The sequence below is a fragment of the Pseudomonas sp. TKO26 genome, assembly GCF_003225665.1.
Taxonomy (GTDB): domain Bacteria; phylum Pseudomonadota; class Gammaproteobacteria; order Pseudomonadales; family Pseudomonadaceae; genus Aquipseudomonas; species Aquipseudomonas saponiphila.
In genome coordinates, this window is record NZ_QKLN01000019.1 from 1 (window position 1) to 20,044 (window position 20,044).

Sequence of the window (20,044 nt, forward strand, 5' to 3'; positions counted from 1 at the left end):
TCAAGATCCGTGGCTTGCGGATCGAGCTGGGGGAAATCCAGGCGCGCCTGGGCGAGTTCCCGCAGATTCTGGAAGCCACGGTGCTGGCCCGCGAGGACGTGCCGGGCGACAAACGCCTGGTGGCGTATTACACCGGCGTGCCGGCGGCCACCGACGAGCTGCGCGCCCATCTGCTGGAGCAACTGCCGGAGTTCATGGTGCCGCAGGTGTTTGTGCACCTGGAGGCGTTCCCGCTGAGCCCCAACGGCAAGCTGGACCGCAAGGCGCTGCCGGCCCCGGACATGGCCGCGCTGCGCAGCCGTGAATACGAAGCGCCGCAGGGTGACACGGAAATCGCCCTGGCCCGGCTCTGGGCCGAGCTGCTGAACGTGGAGCGGGTAGGGCGCCACGACAACTTCTTTGAACTGGGCGGCCACTCACTGCTGGCCGTCAGCCTGATCGGGCGGTTACGCCAGGATGGCATCGATGCGAACGTCAAGGCGCTGTTCGAGCAACCCACGCTCTGGGAATACGCCGAAATTACCGAAAGAATGGAGATGGTCCTGTGAGTGTTCTCGAACTGTTGGCGACATTAAAAGAAAAAGATGTCCAGCTCTCCGTCAAGGGTGACCAGCTCGTCGTACAAGGCAACAAGCAGGCGTTGAAGGAACCGAGCGTGCTCGCCGCACTGCGCGAGCACAAGGCGGAGCTGATCGCCTTGATCAATGCCGGGCAGTACAGGGCACAGCGCGCCGGGCAGGTGGACATTCCGGCCAACCGCATCGTCGCCGGCTGCACGCGGATCACCCCGGACATGCTGACGCTGACCACACTCGACCAGGCGGCCATCGACCTTATCGTCGGGCAGATTCCCGGCGGCGCCGCCAACATCCAGGACATCTACCCGCTGGCGCCGCTGCAATCGGGGATTCTGTTCCACCACCTGTCGGCGCAGCAGGGCGATCCCTATGTGCTGCAATGCACCATCGGCATGGACAACCGCCAGTGCCTGGACGATTTCAGCCAGGCCCTGCAATGCGTGATTGACCGGCATGACAGCTTTCGGACCGCGGTCATCTGGGACGGGCTCGACGAGCCCCACCAAGTCGTGCTGCGCCAGGCCCGTTTGCAGGTTGAAGAACTCGTGCTGGACCCGGCTGAGGGTGATATCCGCCAGCAACTGGAGCAGCGTTTCGACACCCGGCACTTTCGCCTCGACATCAGCCAGGCGCCGCTGATCCGCATCGCCTATGCCCACGATCCGCAGAATGGGCGCTGGCTGGCGTTGCTGATGTTGCATCACATCATCTCCGACCATGCCGCGCTGGCCGTGGTGCAGCATGAAATCCAGCAATACCTGCTGGGTCACGCCGCGCAACTGGGCAAACCGGTGCCTTACCGCAATTACGTGGCGCAGGCGCGCTTGGGCGTGACTGAACAACAGCACGAAGCGTTCTTTCGCGACATGCTCGGCGAGGTGGACGAGCCGACCCTGCCGTTCGGCCTGGCGGATGTGCAGGGCGATGGCAATGCCCTGGAGGAAGCCGTGTTGGCCGTCGCGCCGACGTTGGGCCAGCGCCTGCGCGCCCAGGCCCGTCAGCAGGGCGTGAGTACCGCGAGCCTGTGCCACCTGGCCTGGGCGCAAGTGCTGGCGGCCGTCACCGGCAAACAGCGCGTGGTGTTCGGCACGGTGTTCCTGGGGCGCATGGAGGCCGGCGAGGGCGCCGAGCACGCGCTGGGTATGCTCATCAATACCTTGCCGCTGCGGGTGGATATCGGTGAGCAAGGCGCCCAGGCGGCGCTCAAGGCCACCCATGCACGGCTGAGCGCATTGCTCGGTCATGAGCATGCCCCCTTGGTGCTGGCGCAACGCTGCAGTGGCGTCGCCGCACCGCAACCCTTGTTCAGTGCCTTGCTCAACTATCGCCACAGTGCGGCGGCCCAGGCCGGTGACGAGGCCGAGAAGGCCTGGCGCGGCATCGAATTCTTCCACACCGAGGAACGCACCAACTACCCGCTGACCCTGAGCGTCGATGAGTTCAGCGACGGTTTTTCCTTCACCGTTCAGGCCTTGCCGGTGCTGGGCGCGCAACGCTTCTGCGGCTACATGCATGCGGCCCTGGAACATCTGCTTCAGGCGCTGGAGCAAAACCCGCAGGCTGCCGTCAACCAGCTGCCGGTGTTGCCGGATGCCGAGCGCCAGCAGGTGCTGGCAGGTTTCAACCAGACCCACGCCGACTACCCACGCGGGTTGACCATCCACCAGCGTATTGAACAGCAGGCAGAACGCAGCCCCGAGGCGCTCGCGGCGGTGTACGACGGCCAGACGCTGACCTATGCCGAGCTCAATCGCCAAGCCAACCACCTGGCTTATCGTCTGATCGAACTGGGCGTGCAGCCGGATGATCGCGTGGCGATCTGTGCGCGTCGCAGCCTGGAAACCCTGGTGGGCCTGGTCGCCATCCTCAAGGCCGGCGCGGCCTACGTACCCGTCGACCCGGCCCACCCACTGGACCGCATCGGCTATTTGCTCGAAGACAGCGCTCCGCTGGTGGTGCTGGTGCAACCGGGGCTGAGCGAGCGCTTGCCGGCGATGAGCGTACCGGTACTCGAACTAGACCCGCTGTTGCTGGCCGGCCCCGCGCGCGCCAACCCACAGATTGCCGGCCTGACCCCGGCACACCTGGCGTATGTGATCTACACCTCCGGGTCCACGGGTTTGCCCAAAGGCGTGATGGTTGAGCACCAGACCCTCGACAACCTGGTGAACTGGCATTGCGAAGCCTTCAACCTCAGCGCCGGCAGCCACACCTCCAGCGTCGCCGGTTTCGGTTTTGACGCGATGGCCTGGGAAGTCTGGCCGGCGCTGTGCGTGGGCGCCACCTTGCATCTGCCACCCGCGGCGCAGGGCAACGAAGACATTGATGCGCTGCTGACCTGGTGGCTGGCCCAGCCGCTGGACGTCAGTTTCCTGCCGACGCCGGTGGCTGAATACGCCTTCAGCCAGAACCTGCAACACCCGACCCTCAAGACCCTGCTGATCGGCGGCGACCGTCTGCGCCAGTTCACCCAGGCGCAGCGCTTCACCCTGGTCAACAACTACGGCCCGACCGAAGCGACGGTGGTTGCGACCTCCGGCGTGATCGAAGCCGGGCAGACCCTGCACATCGGCAAACCGGTGGCCAATGCCCAGGTGTACGTGCTCGACGCACAACTCAAGCCGGTGCCGCTGGGCGTCGCCGGTGAACTCTATGTGGGCGGTGCCGGGGTGGCGCGGGGTTACTTGAACCGTGCGCAAATGACCGCCGAACGCTTTCTCAAAGACCCCTTCAGCAGCGACCCGCAAGCGCGCATGTACCGCACCGGCGACCTGGTGCGCTGGCTGGCTGACGGCACGCTCGACTACCTGGGCCGCAACGACGACCAGGTGAAAATCCGCGGTGTGCGCATCGAACTCGGCGAAATCGAGACTTGCCTGGGCGGCCATCCCGCTGTGCGCGAGGCCGTGGTCATTGCCCGCGATGGACGCCTGATCGCCTACTTCACCGCGGGTGAAGCGCTGGATATCGAGCACCTGCGCCACTACCTGCAAGCCCAATTGCCGGACGCGATGGTGCCGGCGGCCTACATGCACCTGGACAACCTGCCGCTGACGGCCAACGGCAAGCTGGACCGCAAGGCCCTGCCGGAACCGGATCAAAGCGCGCAACCGAGCCGTGATTACGTGGCCCCGGTGGGTGAGGTGGAAATCGCGCTCGCGCAGATCTGGGCCGAAGTGCTCAAGGTCGAGCGCGTGGGCCGGCATGACCATTTCTTCGAGCTGGGCGGGCATTCGCTGCTTGCGGTGGGCCTGATCAGCCGCATGCGCCAGGCGGGCTTGCAGGCCGACGTGCGCGTGCTGTTCAGCCAGCCGACCCTGGCGGCGTTGGCCGCTGCTGTGGGCCACAGCCGTGAAGTGACGGTCGAGCCCAACCGCATTCAGCCCGGGTGCACACGCATCACCCCGGACCTGCTGACACTGGTCAACCTCGACCAGGCCAGCCTGGACCGGATTGTCGACAGCGTGCCGGGCGGCGTGGCCAACGTGCAGGACATCTACCCGCTGGCGCCGCTGCAGGAAGGCATTCTGTACCATCACCTCAGCGCCGAGCGGGGGGATCCGTACCTGCTGCAGGCGCGCTTCAGCTTTGCCGACGAGCAGCGTTTGCAGGCGTTTACCCAGGCGCTGCAGCGCGTGATCGACCGACACGACATCCTGCGCACCGCGATTGTGCTCGAAGGCCTGCCGGCCCCGGTACAGGTGGTGTGGCGCAAGGCTGAGTTGGCTGTGCAACAGGTGCTGCTGGAAGAAACCGGCGGCGATGTGATGGCCCAGCTTGAGCAACGCTTTGGTGCCCGCCAACACCGTCTCGACCTGGCCCGCGCGCCGCTCATGCAACTGGTGTATGCCCAGGACCCGGCCCGGCAGCGTGTGGCGGCGATTCTGCTGTTCCACCACATTGCCTTGGACCATACCGCGCTGGAGGTGGTCAGCCAGGAAATGCAGGCCTACCTGAGCAACCCGGATGCGCAGCTGCCCGAAGCGGTGCCTTATCGCAATTACGTGGCCCAGGCGCGCCTGGGTGTCAGCGAGCAGGAGCATGAGGCGTTCTTTTGCGAGTTGCTCGGGGATATCGACACCCCGACCTTGCCCTTCGGCCTGCAAGATGTGCAAGGCGATGCCCGAGATATCGAAGAAGCGCACCTGGTGGTCGATGCCGAACTCGACCGGCGCCTGCGTGGCCAGTTGCGTCAGCTTGGCGTCAGTGCCGCCAGCCTGTTTCACCTGGCCTGGGCACAGGTGCTCGCGGCCGCGACCGGCCAGCAGAACGTGGTGTTCGGCACCGTGCTGATGGGCCGCATGCTCGGCGGTGAAGGCGCCGAACGGGCCTTGGGCATGTTTATCAATACCTTGCCGCTGCGCCTTGACATCGACCAGCGCGATGCCCGTGCCGGGGTGCGCCAGGCCCATGGGCGTCTCAGCGCGTTGCTGGGGCATGAACACGCGTCGCTGGCCTTGGCCCAACGCTGCAGCCAGGTGAATGCGCCCTTGCCGTTGTTCAGCGCATTGCTGAACTACCGGCACAGCGCCGTGGCCGAGGGCTCCGAGCAAGTCCAGCAAGCCTGGCAGGGTATGGAAGGGCTCGGCGGTGAGGAACGCACCAACTACCCGCTGACCTTGAACGTGGACGAATGGGGTGACGGTTTCAGCTTGACCGTATTGACTCTGGCTCAAGTCGGCGCGCAACGGGTGTGCGGCTTTGTACACCAGGCGCTGGAGCAGTTGGTGCAGGCGCTGGAGCAGTCATCAACCACGGCGCTGCAGGCCCTGACCATACTGCCGGCGGCCGAACGCCAACAGGTGCTGCAGACCTTCAACGCCACCACGCGGGCGTATCCTGCCGCGCTGACGGTGCACGGGGTTTTCGAAGCGCTCGTGGCCGCGCAGCCTCAGGCACTGGCCGCTGTGCAGGATGGGCAGCGACTGACCTATGGTGAACTGAACAGCCGCGCCAACCGCCTGGCCCACCACCTGCTGGGCCTCGGCGCAGCACCGGGTGACCGAGTGGCAATTCTGCTGGAGCGCTCCCTGGATTTGCTGGTGGCGCAGTTGGCGATCAGCAAGTGCGCGGCGGTGTATGTGCCGCTGGATGTGAACGCCCCGGCAGATCGGCAAGCCTTCATGATTGAAGACAGCGGCGCCCGCTGGGTGTTGACCACCCGTGCAACCGAGGTGGCTGGCCATCGCCTTGACCTGGATACCCTTGATCTTGGCGATCATCCGGAACACAACCCGCCCCTTGAACAGTCGTCGGAAACCGCGGCCTACATCATGTACACCTCCGGTTCCACCGGCACACCGAAGGGCGTGCTGGTGCCGCACCGGGCGATCACGCGGTTGGTGATCAACAACGGTTATGCCGAGTTCAATCCGCAGGACCGCGTCGCCTTCGCCTCCAACCCGGCGTTCGACGCCAGTACCCTCGACGTCTGGGCGCCGTTGCTCAACGGTGGCGCAGTGGTGGTGGTTGATCAGGACACGCTGTTGTCCCGTGAGGCCTTCGCTGCCTTGCTGCAAGAGCAGTCAATCAGCGTGTTGTGGATGACCGCCGGGCTGTTTCATCAATACGCCGAAGGTTTGCTGCCGGTATTCCCGCAACTGCGTTATCTGATTGTCGGTGGCGACGTGCTTGACCCAAGCGTGATCGCGCGCGTGCTCAAGGACGGTGCGCCGCAGCACCTGTTGAATGGTTACGGCCCCACCGAAGCCACCACCTTTTCGACCACCTATGAAATTCAGCGTGCGGACGAGGGCAGCATCCCCATCGGCAAGCCGGTCGGCAACAGCCGCGCCTACGTGCTCGATGCCCGTCAGCAACCGGTGCCGGTGGGTGTTGCCGGCGAGCTGTACATCGGCGGGCAGGGCGTGGCGCTGGGTTATCTGAACCGTGCCGACCTTACGGCCCATGCCTTCCTGGTCGACCCGTTCAACGACGGCGGTCTGATGTACCGCACCGGCGATCTGGTGGCCTGGCGCGCCGATGGCACCTTGCAGTACCTGGGACGTAACGACCAGCAAGTGAAGATTCGCGGTTTCCGTATCGAGCTGGGCGAGATCGAAGCGCGCCTGAGCGAGCACCCGCAGGTCAAGGACGTGGTGGTACTGGCCCGTCAGGATGAGCCGGGGCACAAGCGTCTGGTGGCTTATTTCACCGAGCGCGAAAACGTCAACATCGAAGCGCTGCGCGACCATCTGCACGGCCAACTTCCGGACTACATGGTCCCGGCCGCCTATGTGCGCCTGGACAGCCTGCCGCTGACCAACAACGGCAAGGTTGACCGCAAGGCCTTGCCGGCGCCGGATCAGGATGCGCTGCTCAGCCGTGGCTACGAAGCGCCGCAAGGCGAAATCGAAACCCTGCTGGCACAGATCTGGGCCGACGTGCTCAAGGTCGAGCAAGTGGGGCGCCACGACAACTTCTTCGAACTGGGTGGCCACTCGTTGCTGGCGGTAAGCCTGATCGAGCGCATGCGCCAGGCCAACCTGAGCGCCGATGTGCGGGTGTTGTTCCGCCAGCCAACCCTGGCTGCCCTGGCGGCTGCGGTCGGCAGCGGACGCGAGGTGGCCGTGCCGGCCAACCTGATTACCCCCGACTGCGAGCGCATCACCCCGGCACTGTTACCGCTGGCCCGACTGAGCCAGGCCGGCATCGACCGCATTGTCGCCACGGTGCCGGGCGGCGTAGCCAATGTGCAGGATATTTACCCGTTGGCGCCGTTGCAGGAAGGGGTGCTTTACCACCATATCCGTACCGACGAAGGTGACCCTTACCTGCTGCAATCCAGCTACGGTTTCGACAACCTTGAGCGCTTCCAGGTGTTCGCCGATGTGCTGCAAGCGGTCATCGACCGGCATGACATCCTGCGTACCGGCCTGGTCTGGGAAGGCCTGGAAAGCCCGATGCAAGTGGTGTGGCGCAAGGCCCGGCTGGTGGTGCAGGAGGTCGTCTGCGACCCGGCGGCAGGTGAAGTGCTGGCGCAATTGCGCGAGCGTTTCGACGCGCGTCACTATCGCCTCGACCTGACTCAGGCACCCTTGATGCGTATGGTCTACGCCCAGGATCCGGCCAACCGGCGCGTCGTCGCGGTGCTGATGTTCCATCACCTGGTCATGGACCACACCGCGCTCGATACCGTGCAGCAGGAAATGCGCAAGATCCTGCTGGGCCATGGCGAGGCGCTGGGGCATGCCGTGCCTTATCGCAATTATGTGGCACAGGCCCGGCTGGGCAGCAGCGAAGCGGAACACGAGGCGTTTTTTTGCGAGATGCTCGGCGATATCGACGAGCCGACCCTGCCGTTCGGCCTGCAGGATGTGCAGGGCGAAGGTCACGGTGTGGGCGAGGCCACGCACTTGCTGGACCTCGACCTCAGCCTGCGGCTGCGCGAGCAGGCGCGTCAGGCCGGGGTGAGTGCCGCCAGTTTGTTCCACCTGGCCTGGGCGCGTGTACTGGGCACCTTGTCGGGTCGTCAGAACGTGGTCTTCGGCACCGTGCTGCTGGGCCGCATGCAAGGCGGCGAGGGCGCGGACCGGGCGCTGGGGATGTTTATCAATACCTTGCCGCTGCGCGTGGATGTGGCGCAGGACAGTGTGCGGGCGGCGGTCAAATCCACCCATGTGCGGCTCACGGCATTGCTCGGGCATGAGCATGCTTCACTGGCCCTGGCCCAGCGTTGCAGCGGGGTCGCGGCGACCACGCCGTTGTTCAGTGCGCTGCTCAACTATCGCCACAGTGCCGGGGTCGAAGACGCGGTGGAGATGGACCAGGCGTGGCACGGCATGTACCTGCTGCACGCCGAAGAACGCACCAACTACCCCATCACCCTGAGCGTCGATGACCTGGGCGAGCAGTTCAACCTCAGCGCGCTGGTGGTTTCGCCGATCGAGGCGCGGCGCATCTGTGACTACCTGCTGACCGCGGTCACGCACCTGGTGCAGGCGCTGGAGCAGACGCCGCAGCTGCCGTTGGAGCAGGTCAGGGTGTTGCCGCTGGACGAAACACGGCAGGTGCTGGAGGCGTTCAACGCCACGGCGCGTGCCTATCCCAACGGTCAGACCGTGCACGACCTGTTCCAGCAGCGGGCAGCGGCAACGCCGCAAGCCGTGGCGGCGGTGCAGGGCGCGGTTTCACTGAGCTACGCGCAACTGAATGCGCGGGCCAACAAACTGGCCCACCACTTGCTGAGCCTCGGCGCTGCGCCAGGTGAGCGGGTGGCGATTCTGCTGGAACGCTCCCTGGATTTGCTGGTGGCGCAGTTGGCGATCAGCAAGTGCGCGGCGGTGTATGTGCCGCTGGATGTGAATGCGCCGACGGATCGGCAAGCCTTCATGATTGAGGACAGCGGCGCCCGCTGGGTGCTGACCACTAGTGCGACCGAAGTCACTGGCCATCGTCTTGACCTGGACAGCCTCGACCTGAGCGCGGAATCCGAGCACAACCCGAACCTGGAGCAGTCATCGGAAACCGCGGCCTACATCATGTATACCTCCGGTTCCACCGGCACGCCGAAGGGCGTGCTGGTGCCGCACCGGGCGATCACGCGGTTGGTGATCAACAACGGTTATGCCGAGTTCAATCCGCAGGACCGCGTCGCCTTCGCTTCCAACCCGGCATTTGATGCCAGTACCCTCGACGTCTGGGCACCGTTGCTCAACGGTGGCGCAGTGGTGGTGGTTGATCAGGACACGCTGTTGTCCCGCGAGGCCTTCGCCGCCTTGCTGCAAGAGCAGTCGATCAGCGTGTTGTGGATGACTGCCGGGCTGTTCCATCAATACGCCGAAGGTTTGCTGCCGGTATTCCCGCAACTGCGCTATCTGATTGTCGGTGGCGACGTGCTGGACCCAAGCGTGATCGCCCGCGTGCTCAAGGACGGTGCGCCGCAGCACCTGTTGAATGGTTACGGCCCGACCGAAGCCACCACGTTCTCGACCACTTACGAAATTCAGCGGGCGGACGAGGGCAGCATCCCGATCGGCAAGCCGGTCGGCAACAGCCGCGCTTATGTGCTCGATGCCCGTCAGCAACCGGTGCCGGTGGGAGTCGCCGGCGAGCTGTATATCGGCGGGCAGGGCGTGGCACTGGGTTATCTGAATCGTACCGACCTCACGGCCCACGCTTTCCTGGTCGACCCGTTCAACGACGGCGGCCTGATGTACCGCACCGGCGATCTGGTGGCCTGGCGCGCCGATGGCACCCTGCAGTACCTGGGGCGTAACGACCAGCAGGTGAAGATTCGTGGTTTCCGTATCGAACTGGGCGAGATCGAAGCGCGCCTGGGCGAGCACCCACAGGTCAAGGACGTGGTGGTGTTGGCCCGTCAGGATGAGTCAGGGCACAAGCGTCTGGTGGCTTACTTCACTGAACGCAGCCGAGTGGAAATCGAAGCGCTGCGCGACTATTTGCATGACCAACTGCCGGACTACATGGTCCCGGCCGCATACGTGCGCCTGGACAGCCTGCCGCTGACCAACAACGGCAAAGTCGACCGCAAAGCCTTGCCAGCGCCGGATCAGGACGCGCTGCTCAGCCGTGGTTACGAAGCGCCGCAAGGCGAGATCGAAACCCTGCTGGCACAGATCTGGGCCGAGGTGCTGAAGGTCGAGCAAGTAGGGCGCCACGACAATTTCTTCGAACTGGGTGGCCACTCGTTGCTGGCGGTAAGCCTGATCGAGCGCATGCGCCAGGCCAACCTGAGCGCCGATGTACGGGTGTTGTTCAGCCAGCCGACCCTTGCCGCTTTGGCGGCGGCAGTCGATAACGGGCGCATGACCGCGGCCCCGGCCAATCGCATCAGCCTGGGCTGTGAGCACATTAGCCCTGACATGCTGCCCTTGGCCGACCTGGACCAGGTTGGCATTGATCGGGTGGTCGCCGGTGTCCCGGGTGGCGTGGCCAACGTGCAGGATATCTACGCGCTGGCACCGTTGCAGGAAGGCCTGTTGTATCACCACGTCACCGCCAGCCACGGCGATCCGTATCAGCAGCACGCGCTGTTTGCATTTGACAGCCGCGAGCGTCTGGATGCGTTTGCCCAAGCCCTGCAGGCGGTGATTGCCCGTCACGATATCCTGCGCACCGCGCTGGTCTGGGACGGCCTGGAAACGCCGGTGCAGGTGGTCTGGCGCGAGGCGCCGCTGGGGCTCACGTCATTGCGTGTGGATGAAGACGGCGACGTGGCTGCGCAAGTGCGTGAGCAACTCGACCCGAGCCGTTTCCCGCTGGACCTGCGCCGCGCGCCGATGATGCACCTTGGGGTCGCCCATGACCCCCGCCAGCAACGCTGGATCGGCATGCTGGTGTTCCATCACCTGGTCAATGACGCTGCTTCGCTGGGTGTGCTGACGGCCGAAATCGAAGCGCATATGCTCGACCAGCAGCACCGGTTGCCCGCCAGCGTGCCGTATCGCAACTACGTGGCGCAAACCCGCCAGGGCAAGGACCGTGCCGCCCATGAAGCGTTTTTTAGCGACATGCTCGGCGACTTTGACCAGCCGACCCTGGCGTTCGGCCTGCTCGAAACCATGGACGCCGCCAGCAGCGAGCAAGTGCTCGGCAGCGTGCCAGCAACGCTGGGGATGCGTATCCGGGCCCAGGCGCGTTTGGCCGGAGTGAGTGCGGCAAGCCTGTATCACCTGGCCTGGGCACAGATTCTGGGCGCCGTGTCGGGCCAGGATGACGTGGTGTTCGGCACCGTGCTGCTGGGCCGTCTGCAAGCCGGTGAGGGCGCCGACCGGGCCTTGGGCATGTTTATCAACACCTTGCCGTTACGCGTGAAGATGGCCGGCCTGCAGGTCAAGGCTGCACTCAAGCAGACCCACGCCGGGTTGTCGGCATTGCTGGCCCATGAGCACGCGCCGTTAAGCCTGGCACAACGCTGCAGCGCGGTGGCCGCGCCAACGCCGTTGTTCAACAGCCTGCTCAATTACCGGCATGTCACGGCTGGTGGTGAACACAGCCAACAGGCTTGGGAAGGTATCGTCGGGCTGGAAAGCGACAGCATCGTCAGCTACCCGCTGGTGCTGGAAGTCGATGACCTGGGCAGCGAGTTCCGCCTGACCGCGCGCGCACCGCGCGCCATCGGTGCGCAGCGCCTGCTGGACTACTTGCTGATCAGCCTGGACAACCTGGCCAATGCACTGGAAATGGCGCCTCGCGCGGCCTTGGCGCAACTGTCGGTGTTGCCCGTTGCCGAGCGCGAGGCCCTGCTCGGGTTCAACGCCACCGACGCCGCTTACCCACGCGATAGCACCGTGGTGCAGCTGATCGAGGCCCAGGCCGCTCGGACCCCGGGGGCAATTGCGCTGGTGCTGGGCGACCGGCAGTTGAGCTACCGCGACCTGAACGAGCAGGCCAACCGCGTCGCCCATTATTTGCGCAGCCTTGGCGCGGGCGCTGATCGCTGCGTGGCGATCTGCATGCCACGCAGCCTGGAGTTGATTGTCGGCTTGCTGGGCATTCTCAAGTCCGGCGCCGCCTATGTGCCGCTGGACCCTGAATACCCGGCGCAACGCCTGGCGTTCGCGCTGCAGGACAGCCAGCCGCTGGCGGTGCTGGTGCAGGACGCCAGCCGTGGCGTGCTGGGCGACACGGCGATACCGCTGGTTGACCTGGCGGACGCCGCTTTGGCCGAGCAGCCGCTGGACAATCCGCCCGCCCTGGCCACGGCCAATGACCTGGCCTATGTGATCTTCACTTCAGGCTCCACCGGCCGCCCCAAAGGGGTGATGGTGGAGCACGGCTCGCTGGTCAACCACATCGGTTGGCAAACCCGTGCCTTTGGCTTCGACGCTACAGACCGGTTCCTGCAGCGGACCTCGGTGGCGTTCGACGCTTCGGTCTGGGAGATCTGGACGCCGTTGGCCATCGGTGCGCGCCTGGTCTTGCTGCCGGCCGAGGCTTCGCGGGATGTCGAGCACATGGCGCGTACCCTGGTGGAGCAGGGCGTGACCATTGCCCAGTTCGTGCCGAGCCTGTTGCGCCTGCTGGTGCAATTGCCCGAGACGGGCGTGCGCTGCCGCTACCTGTTCAGCGGTGGTGAAGCCCTGGACCCGCAACTGGCCATGCAGGCCCGTGCGTTGACCAGCCACGGGATCGTCAACCTGTACGGGCCGACGGAAGCGACCATCGACAGCACCTCCTGGACCTTCAATGACGCCGGCCCACTCGATGTTGTGCCGATTGGCAAACCCATCGCCAACGCCCGCGCTTATGTGCTCGACGCGCACCTGCAACTGCTGCCGCTGGGTGTTGCCGGTGAGCTGTACATCGGTGGCGCCGGGGTGGCTCGCGGCTACCTGGGGCGTGATGACCTGACCGCCGAACGCTTCCTGGCCGACCCGTTCAACCCGGGCGGGCGCTTGTACAAAACCGGCGACCTGGTGCGTTACCTGGCGGACGGCAACATCGAATACCTGGGCCGTAACGACGACCAGATCAAGCTGCGCGGCTTGCGCATCGAGCTGGGTGAAATCGAGTCCTGCCTGGCGGCCCACGCCCAGGTGGAAGAAGCGGTGGTGCTGGTGCGCAACGAGCGCCTGATCGCCTATTGCCGTGCGCCGGCGAGCCTGGACCTCGAGGCCTTGCGTGCGCAGGCTCAAGCGCAATTGCCGAGTTACATGGTGCCCCAGGCGTATGTGCTGCTGGATGCGCTGCCCTTGAGCCCCAACGGCAAGGTCGATCGCCAGGCGCTGCCGGACCCGGACGGGGCGTCGGTGCTGGTGCGCGAATACGAGGCACCGCTGGGCGAGACAGAAATCACCCTGGCGCAGCTCTGGTGCGAACTGCTCGAAGTGGAGCAAGTCGGGCGTCACGACAACTTCTTTGAACTGGGCGGCCATTCGCTGTTGATGGTCAACCTGATGGGACGCATGCGTGCAGCCGGCTTGCAGGCGGACGTGCGCACCTTGTTCGATCAGCCGACCCTGGCGGCGCTGGCCGCGTCAGTGGGGGCGGGTGAAGAGCAGGCGGTACCGGCCAATCTGATCCCGGCCGACTGCACCCGCATCACGCCGTCGATGTTGCCGCTGGCCACCCTTGACCAGGCGAGCATCGAGCGCATCGTCGCGACGGTCAGTGGTGGCGCGGCCAACGTGCAGGACATCTACCCGTTGGCACCCTTGCAGGAAGGCATCCTCTATCACCACCTCAGCGCGGTGCACGGCGACCCTTACGTCATGCAATTGCGCTACGCCTTCGAGCACATCGAGCGCTTGCATGCGTTCAGCGCAGCGCTGCAACAGGTGATCGAACGCCATGACATCCTGCGCACCGGCGTGGTCTGGGAAGGCCTGCAACAACCGATGCAGGTGGTGTGGCGCACTGCGCGGCTGTCGGTAGAGCCTGGCTCGCCGGAGATCTTGCAGCCACGCCTGGACCTGACCCAGGCGCCGATGATGCAACTGCTGTATGCCGAGGAGGCCAGCGATGGCCGCGTGGTCGCCACGCTGTTGTTCCATCACATGATCCTCGATCACGTGGCCATGGAGGTGGTGCAGCAGGAAATGCAAGCCTTCCTCATGGACGAAACGGCGCAGCTGCAGGCCCCGGTGCCGTACCGCAACTATGTGGCGCAAACCCGCCTGGGGCAGAGCGAGCAGGCGCACGAACGGTTCTTCCGCGAACAGCTGGCGGACATCGAGGAGCCAACCCTGGCCTTTGGTCTGCAAGGAATTGCCGATGACGAGCCGGTGGAGGAAGCCTATGTGCCGCTGGACGCCGGGCTGAGTCGGCGCCTGCGCGTGCAGACGCGGCAACTGGGCGTCAGCGCCGCCAGCCTGTTCCACCTGGCGTGGGCTCAGGTGCTGGGCGTGGTGTCGAGTACCGAGCGCGTGGTGTTCGGCACGGTGTTGATGGGCCGTATGCAAGGCGGCGACGGGGCGGAGCGGGCGCTGGGTATGTTCATCAACACCCTGCCGTTGCGTGTCGACCTGGGAGGTGTCGGCGTGCAGGCTGCGCTCAAGGCCACCCATGCACGGCTCAACGGCCTGCTGGCTCACGAACATGCCTCGCTGGCCCTGGCGCAACGTTGCAGCAGCGTCGCGCAATCCACGGCGCTGTTCAGTGCCTTGCTCAACTATCGGCACAGCCATGGCGCGCCGGTGTCCGCTGCCCAAGCCGAGGCCTGGCAAGGCATGCAACTGTTGCAGGCGCAGGAACACAGCAACTACCCGCTGACCTTGAGCGTCAACGATCAGGGCCAGGCGTTCAGCCTCAGCGCGCTGGTGGTGGCCTCGGTGGGCGCGCAGCGCATCTGCGACTATGTCGTGGCTGTGGTCGAGCGCCTGGTCCAGGCGCTTGAGCACGCGGCGGACACGCCGATGCATCAGCTGTCGATCCTGCCGGCGCATGAACGGCAGCAATTGTTGAGCGGTTTCAACGCTACGCGGATCGACTTCCCCGTTGGGCACACCCTTCACCAGCGTTTTGAAACCCAGGTCGAGCTGTACCCCCACGCGCTGGCCGTGGTGTATCAGGGCCAAAGCCTGACGTACAGCGAGTTGAACCGGCAGGCCAATCAGCTGGCGCATCAGTTGCTCGATCTGGGCGTGCAGCCCGATGACCGCGTGGCCATCTGCACGCGGCGCAGCCTGGAAATGCTGGTCGGGCTGGTGGCGATTCTCAAGGCCGGCGCGTGCTATGTGCCGATCGACCCGGCGCACCCGGCCGAACGCTTGAGTTACCTGCTGGAAGACAGCGCACCCGTGGCCGTGCTGATCCAGCCCGCCCTGGCGCAACGCCTGCCAACCGTGACCGCGCCAGTGCTGGAGCTGGACAGTCGCCTGTGGCAAGGGCCGTCGAAGGGTAACCCGCAGGTCAAAGGGCTCACCCCGGCGCACCTGGCGTATGTGATCTACACCTCCGGCTCGACCGGCTTGCCCAAAGGCGTGATGGTCGAGCACCAGACCCTGGAAAACCTGGTGAACTGGCATTGCGACGCGTTTGAGCTGCGGCACGGGAGTCACACCTCCAGCGTTGCCGGGTTCGGCTTTGACGCCATGGCCTGGGAGGTCTGGCCAGCCCTGTGCGTGGGCGCCACCCTGCATCTGCCACCGGCCCGGGAGGGCGGCGAAGACATTGATGCGCTGCTCCAGTGGTGGCTGGCGCAACCGCTGGACGTCAGCTTCCTGCCCACGCCGGTGGCGGAGTACGCCTTCAGCCAGGCATTGCAACATCCGACCCTCAAGACCCTGTTGGTCGGCGGCGACCGCCTGCGTCAGTTCCACACGCCACAGCGCTGCAAACTGGTCAACAACTATGGCCCGACCGAAGCCACGGTGGTTGCCACCTCCGGTGTGGTCGAGGCCGGTCAGACGCTGCATATCGGCAGGCCGGTGGCCAACACCCAGGTGTACCTGCTGGACGCGCAGCAACAGCCGGTGCCCGTCGGTGTCGCCGGCGAACTGTACGTGGCCGGTGCCGGGGTGGCGCGCGGTTACCTGAACCGTGAGCAAATGACCGCCGAACGCTTCCTCAAGGACCCGTTCAGCCACGACCCGCAGGCGCGTATGTACCGCACCGGCGACCTGGCGCGCTGGTTGCCGGACGGCACACTGGATTACCTGGGGCGTAACGATGACCAGGTGAAGATCCGCGGTGTGCGCATCGAACTGGGGGAAATCGAAACCCGCCTGGGCGAGCACGCCCAGGTTCGCGAAGCCGTGGTGCTGGCGCGGGAGGCGCGCCTGGTGGCTTACTTCACCGAGACCCAAGCGGTGTCGATCGAGGACTTGCGTCGCTGGTTGCAGGCGCAGTTGCCCGAGTACATGGTGCCGAGCGCCTATGTGCGGCTCGACCATATGCCGCTCACCGCCAACGGCAAGCTCGACCGCCGGGCACTGCCGGAACCGGGGCTGGATGCGCTGATCAGCCGTGGCTATGAAGCACCTGAAGGGGACGTGGAAACCACCCTGGCGCAGATCTGGGCCGAAGTGCTCAAGCTGGAGCAGGTGGGGCGTCACGACAACTTCTTTGAACTGGGCGGGCATTCATTGCTGGCGGTGGGCCTGGTGGAACGGATGCGCCAGGCCGGGTTGCAGGCCGATGTCCGTGTGCTGTTCAGCCAGCCAACCCTGGCGGCGCTCGCCGCTTCCGTGGGCGCCGGTCATGAAGTGGCAGTACCGCGTAATCGCATCGAGCCGGGTTGCACGCACATCACCCCGGACCTGCTGCCCCTGGCCACACTGGATCAGGCGAGTATCGAGCGGATTGTCGCCAGTGTTCCGGGCGGCGTGGCCAACGTGCAGGATATCTATGCCCTGGCACCGCTGCAGGAGGGCTTGTTGTACCACCATATCAGCGCCGAACAGGGCGACCCGTACCAGCAACATGCGCTGTTCGCGTTCGACAGCCGCCAGCGCCTGGAAGGCTTTGCCCAGGCCCTGCAACGGGTGATCGCGCGCCATGACATCCTGCGTACCGGCCTGTTCTGGGCGCAACTGGAAGCACCGGTGCAAGTGGTCTGGCGCGAGGCGCCGCTGACGGTCGAGGAGTTCGTCCCGCAAGCGGGCGAGGTGCTGGCGCAACTGCGCGAACACTTCAGCCTGGGACGTCACCGCATGGACATCCGCCAGGCACCGATGATGCATCTGGGCTTCGCCCATGATCCGCAGCATCAGCGCTGGATTGGCATGCTCAGCTTCCACCACCTGGTCAATGACGCCACGTCCATGGGCGTGCTGGTGGCGGAAATCGAAGCGCACATGAGTGGTCGCGAGGCGCAACTGGGGGCTTCGGTGCCGTACCGCAACTATGTCGCCCAGGCCATGCAGGGCAAGGACCGCGCGGCCCACGAGGCGTTCTTTGCCGAGATGCTTGGCGATGTCGACGAGCCGACGCTGCCGTTTGGCGTGCAACGCATCGACAGCGAGCGCGACCCCAGCGAAGAGGCCGAACACTGGCTGGGCGCGGCGTTCAGCCAGCGTCTGCGTCAGCAGGCGCGGCAACTGGGGGTCAGTGCGGCCAGCCTGTATCACTGGGCATGGGCGCAGGTGGTCGGCACGCTGTCGGCCCGCGACGACGTGGTGTTCGGCACGGTGTTGCTCGGCCGCTTGCAGGCCGGTGAAGGCGCCGACCGCTCCCTGGGCATGTTCATCAATACCTTGCCGCTGCGCGTGCGCCTGAGCGATGACAGTGTGTCGGCAGCCGTCAAGCGTACCCATGCCGCCTTGAGCCAGTTGCTCGCCCATGAGCATGCGTCATTGACCCTGGCTCAACGCTGCAGTGGGGTTGCCGCGCCGGCGCCGCTGTTCAGTGCCTTGCTCAATTACCGTCACGGTTCGGCCAGCGTCAGCGACGCCAGCCGGGCGGCATGGGAAGGGATCGAAATGATCGGCGGTGAAGGGGTCGACAGCTATCCGTTGATTCTTTCGGTGGACGATGTGGACGAGGACTTCCGGGTCAATGCCCTGGCGCCGCGGTCGGTCGGTGCACAGCGCGTGCTGGGGTACATGACCACGGTGCTGGGCGATCTGCTCGATGCCCTGGAGCAGGCACCCCATGCAGCTTTCCAGCACTCGTCGATCCTGCCCGCAGAGGAGCGCCGGCATGTGCTGCACGGGTTCAATGCCACCGCACGTGACTATCCGGCGAGCACGCCGGTGCACCAGGTGTTCGAGTCGTGGGCACAGGCGCAGCCGCAGGCCGTGGCGGCGGTGCATGGCGAGCAACAGCTGAGCTATGCCCAATTGAACGCCCGTGCCAACCGTCTGGCCCATCACCTGGCCAGCCTGGGGATGGCGGCGGGGTCAAGCGTGGCCGTGCTGCTGGAACGTTCGATTGACCTGCTGGTGAGCCAACTGGCCCTCAGCAAATGCGCGCTGGTGTATGTGCCGCTGGACGTCAATGCGCCGGTCGAACGCCAGGCCTTCATGCTCAGCGACAGCCAGGCGACGTTACTGTTGAGCCACGCCGGGCTGGGCAAGGCGTTGCAGGTGCAGCGGCTCGATCTGGATCAGACGCACTTGCGCCACTTGTCTGATGACAACCCGGCGCTCGTGGTCAGCAGCGAGGCGGCGGCGTACATCATGTACACCTCCGGCTCCACCGGTACGCCCAAGGGGGTGCGGGTGCCGCATCGAGCCATCACACGACTGGTGATCAACAACGGTTATGCCGATTTCAATCAGCACGACCGCGTGGCGTTCGCGTCCAACCCGGCATTTGACGCCAGCACCCTGGAAGTCTGGGCGCCGTTGCTCAATGGCGGCGCGGTGGTGGTGATCGACCAGGACAGGCTCTTGGCGCAACAGCAGTTTGCCGCTCTGTTGCAGCAGCAGGCCGTCAGTGTGCTGTGGATGACCGCCGGGTTGTTCCATCAGTACGCCGAGGGTTTGCTGGAGGCCTTTGCGCGCCTGCGGTACCTGATCGTCGGCGGCGATGTGCTGGACCCGAGCGTGATTGCCCGTGTACTCAAAGGCGGTGCCCCACAGCATCTGCTGAACGGCTATGGCCCGACAGAGGCCACCACGTTCTCGACCACCCATGAGATCACCCGGGCGGATGAGGGCAGCATTCCGATTGGCAAACCGGTCGGCAACAGCCGCGCTTATGTGCTGGATGCGCATCAGCAACCGGTGCCGGTCGGGGTGACCGGTGAGCTGTATGTCGGTGGCCAGGGTGTGGCGCTGGGGTACCTCAACCGGGCTGAGTTGACGGCGGAGAAATTCCTCGCCGACCCATTCAGCGACGGCGGCCTGATGTACCGCTCCGGCGACCTGGTGGCCTGGCGCGCCGACGGTACGTTGCAGTATCAGGGGCGCAACGACCAGCAGGTGAAGATCCGTGGCTTCCGTATCGAGCTGGGCGAGATCGAAACCCGTTTGGCCGGCTGCCCCGGGGTCAAGGATGCCGTGGTGCTGGCCCGTCAGGACGAGCCGGGGCACAAGCGTCTGGTGGCGTATTTTACCGAACGCGAAAGCCTGGATATCGAGGCGCTGCGCGCCCGTCTGCAGGGGCAGTTGCCGGAGTACATGGTGCCGGCGGCCTATGTACGCCTGGACAGCCTGCCGCTGACCGGCAACGGCAAAGTCGACCGTAAGGCCTTGCCCGCGCCGGACCAGGAGGCGCTGCTCAGCCGTGCCTACGAGGCGCCCCAGGGGCCGGTGGAAGTGGCATTGGCGCAGCTGTGGCAAACGCTGCTCAAGGTTGAACAGGTGGGGCGTCATGACCACTTCTTCGAGCTGGGCGGGCATTCGTTGCTGGCGGTCAGCCTGGTTGAGCAGATGCGCAAGCAAGGGCTGGACGCTGACTTGCGCGTGCTGCTCGCCCAACCGACGCTGGCCGCCATGGCGGCAGCGGTGGGGCAGGTGGAGCACGTGGTGGTGCCGCAATCCAGTGTGCCGACGCTTGAACGCAAGCGGCGCATTTGACGCGAGGCCCAACAGCTCCCCCGTGGGAGCTGTTGGGCTTTGGCCGGAAGACTCGCGCATGGGCGCTTCGATATGGCCAATCTGGCTGGCATGACCCTC

At 65.4% G+C, this 20,044-nt stretch carries 2 protein-coding genes; both read left to right on the forward strand.

Annotated features, from left to right (window positions below):
* Positions 1-548 (forward strand): phosphopantetheine-binding protein (locus DNK59_RS22490; protein ID WP_146249929.1); only part of this gene is annotated, 548 nt, incomplete at its 5' end.
* Positions 545-19,945, forward strand: coding sequence for a non-ribosomal peptide synthetase (locus tag DNK59_RS22495; RefSeq protein WP_110724666.1), 19,401 nt, complete (start codon positions 545-547; stop codon positions 19,943-19,945). The genes DNK59_RS22490 and DNK59_RS22495, both read left to right, overlap by 4 nt.
* Positions 19,946-20,044: the final 99 nt, after the last annotated feature.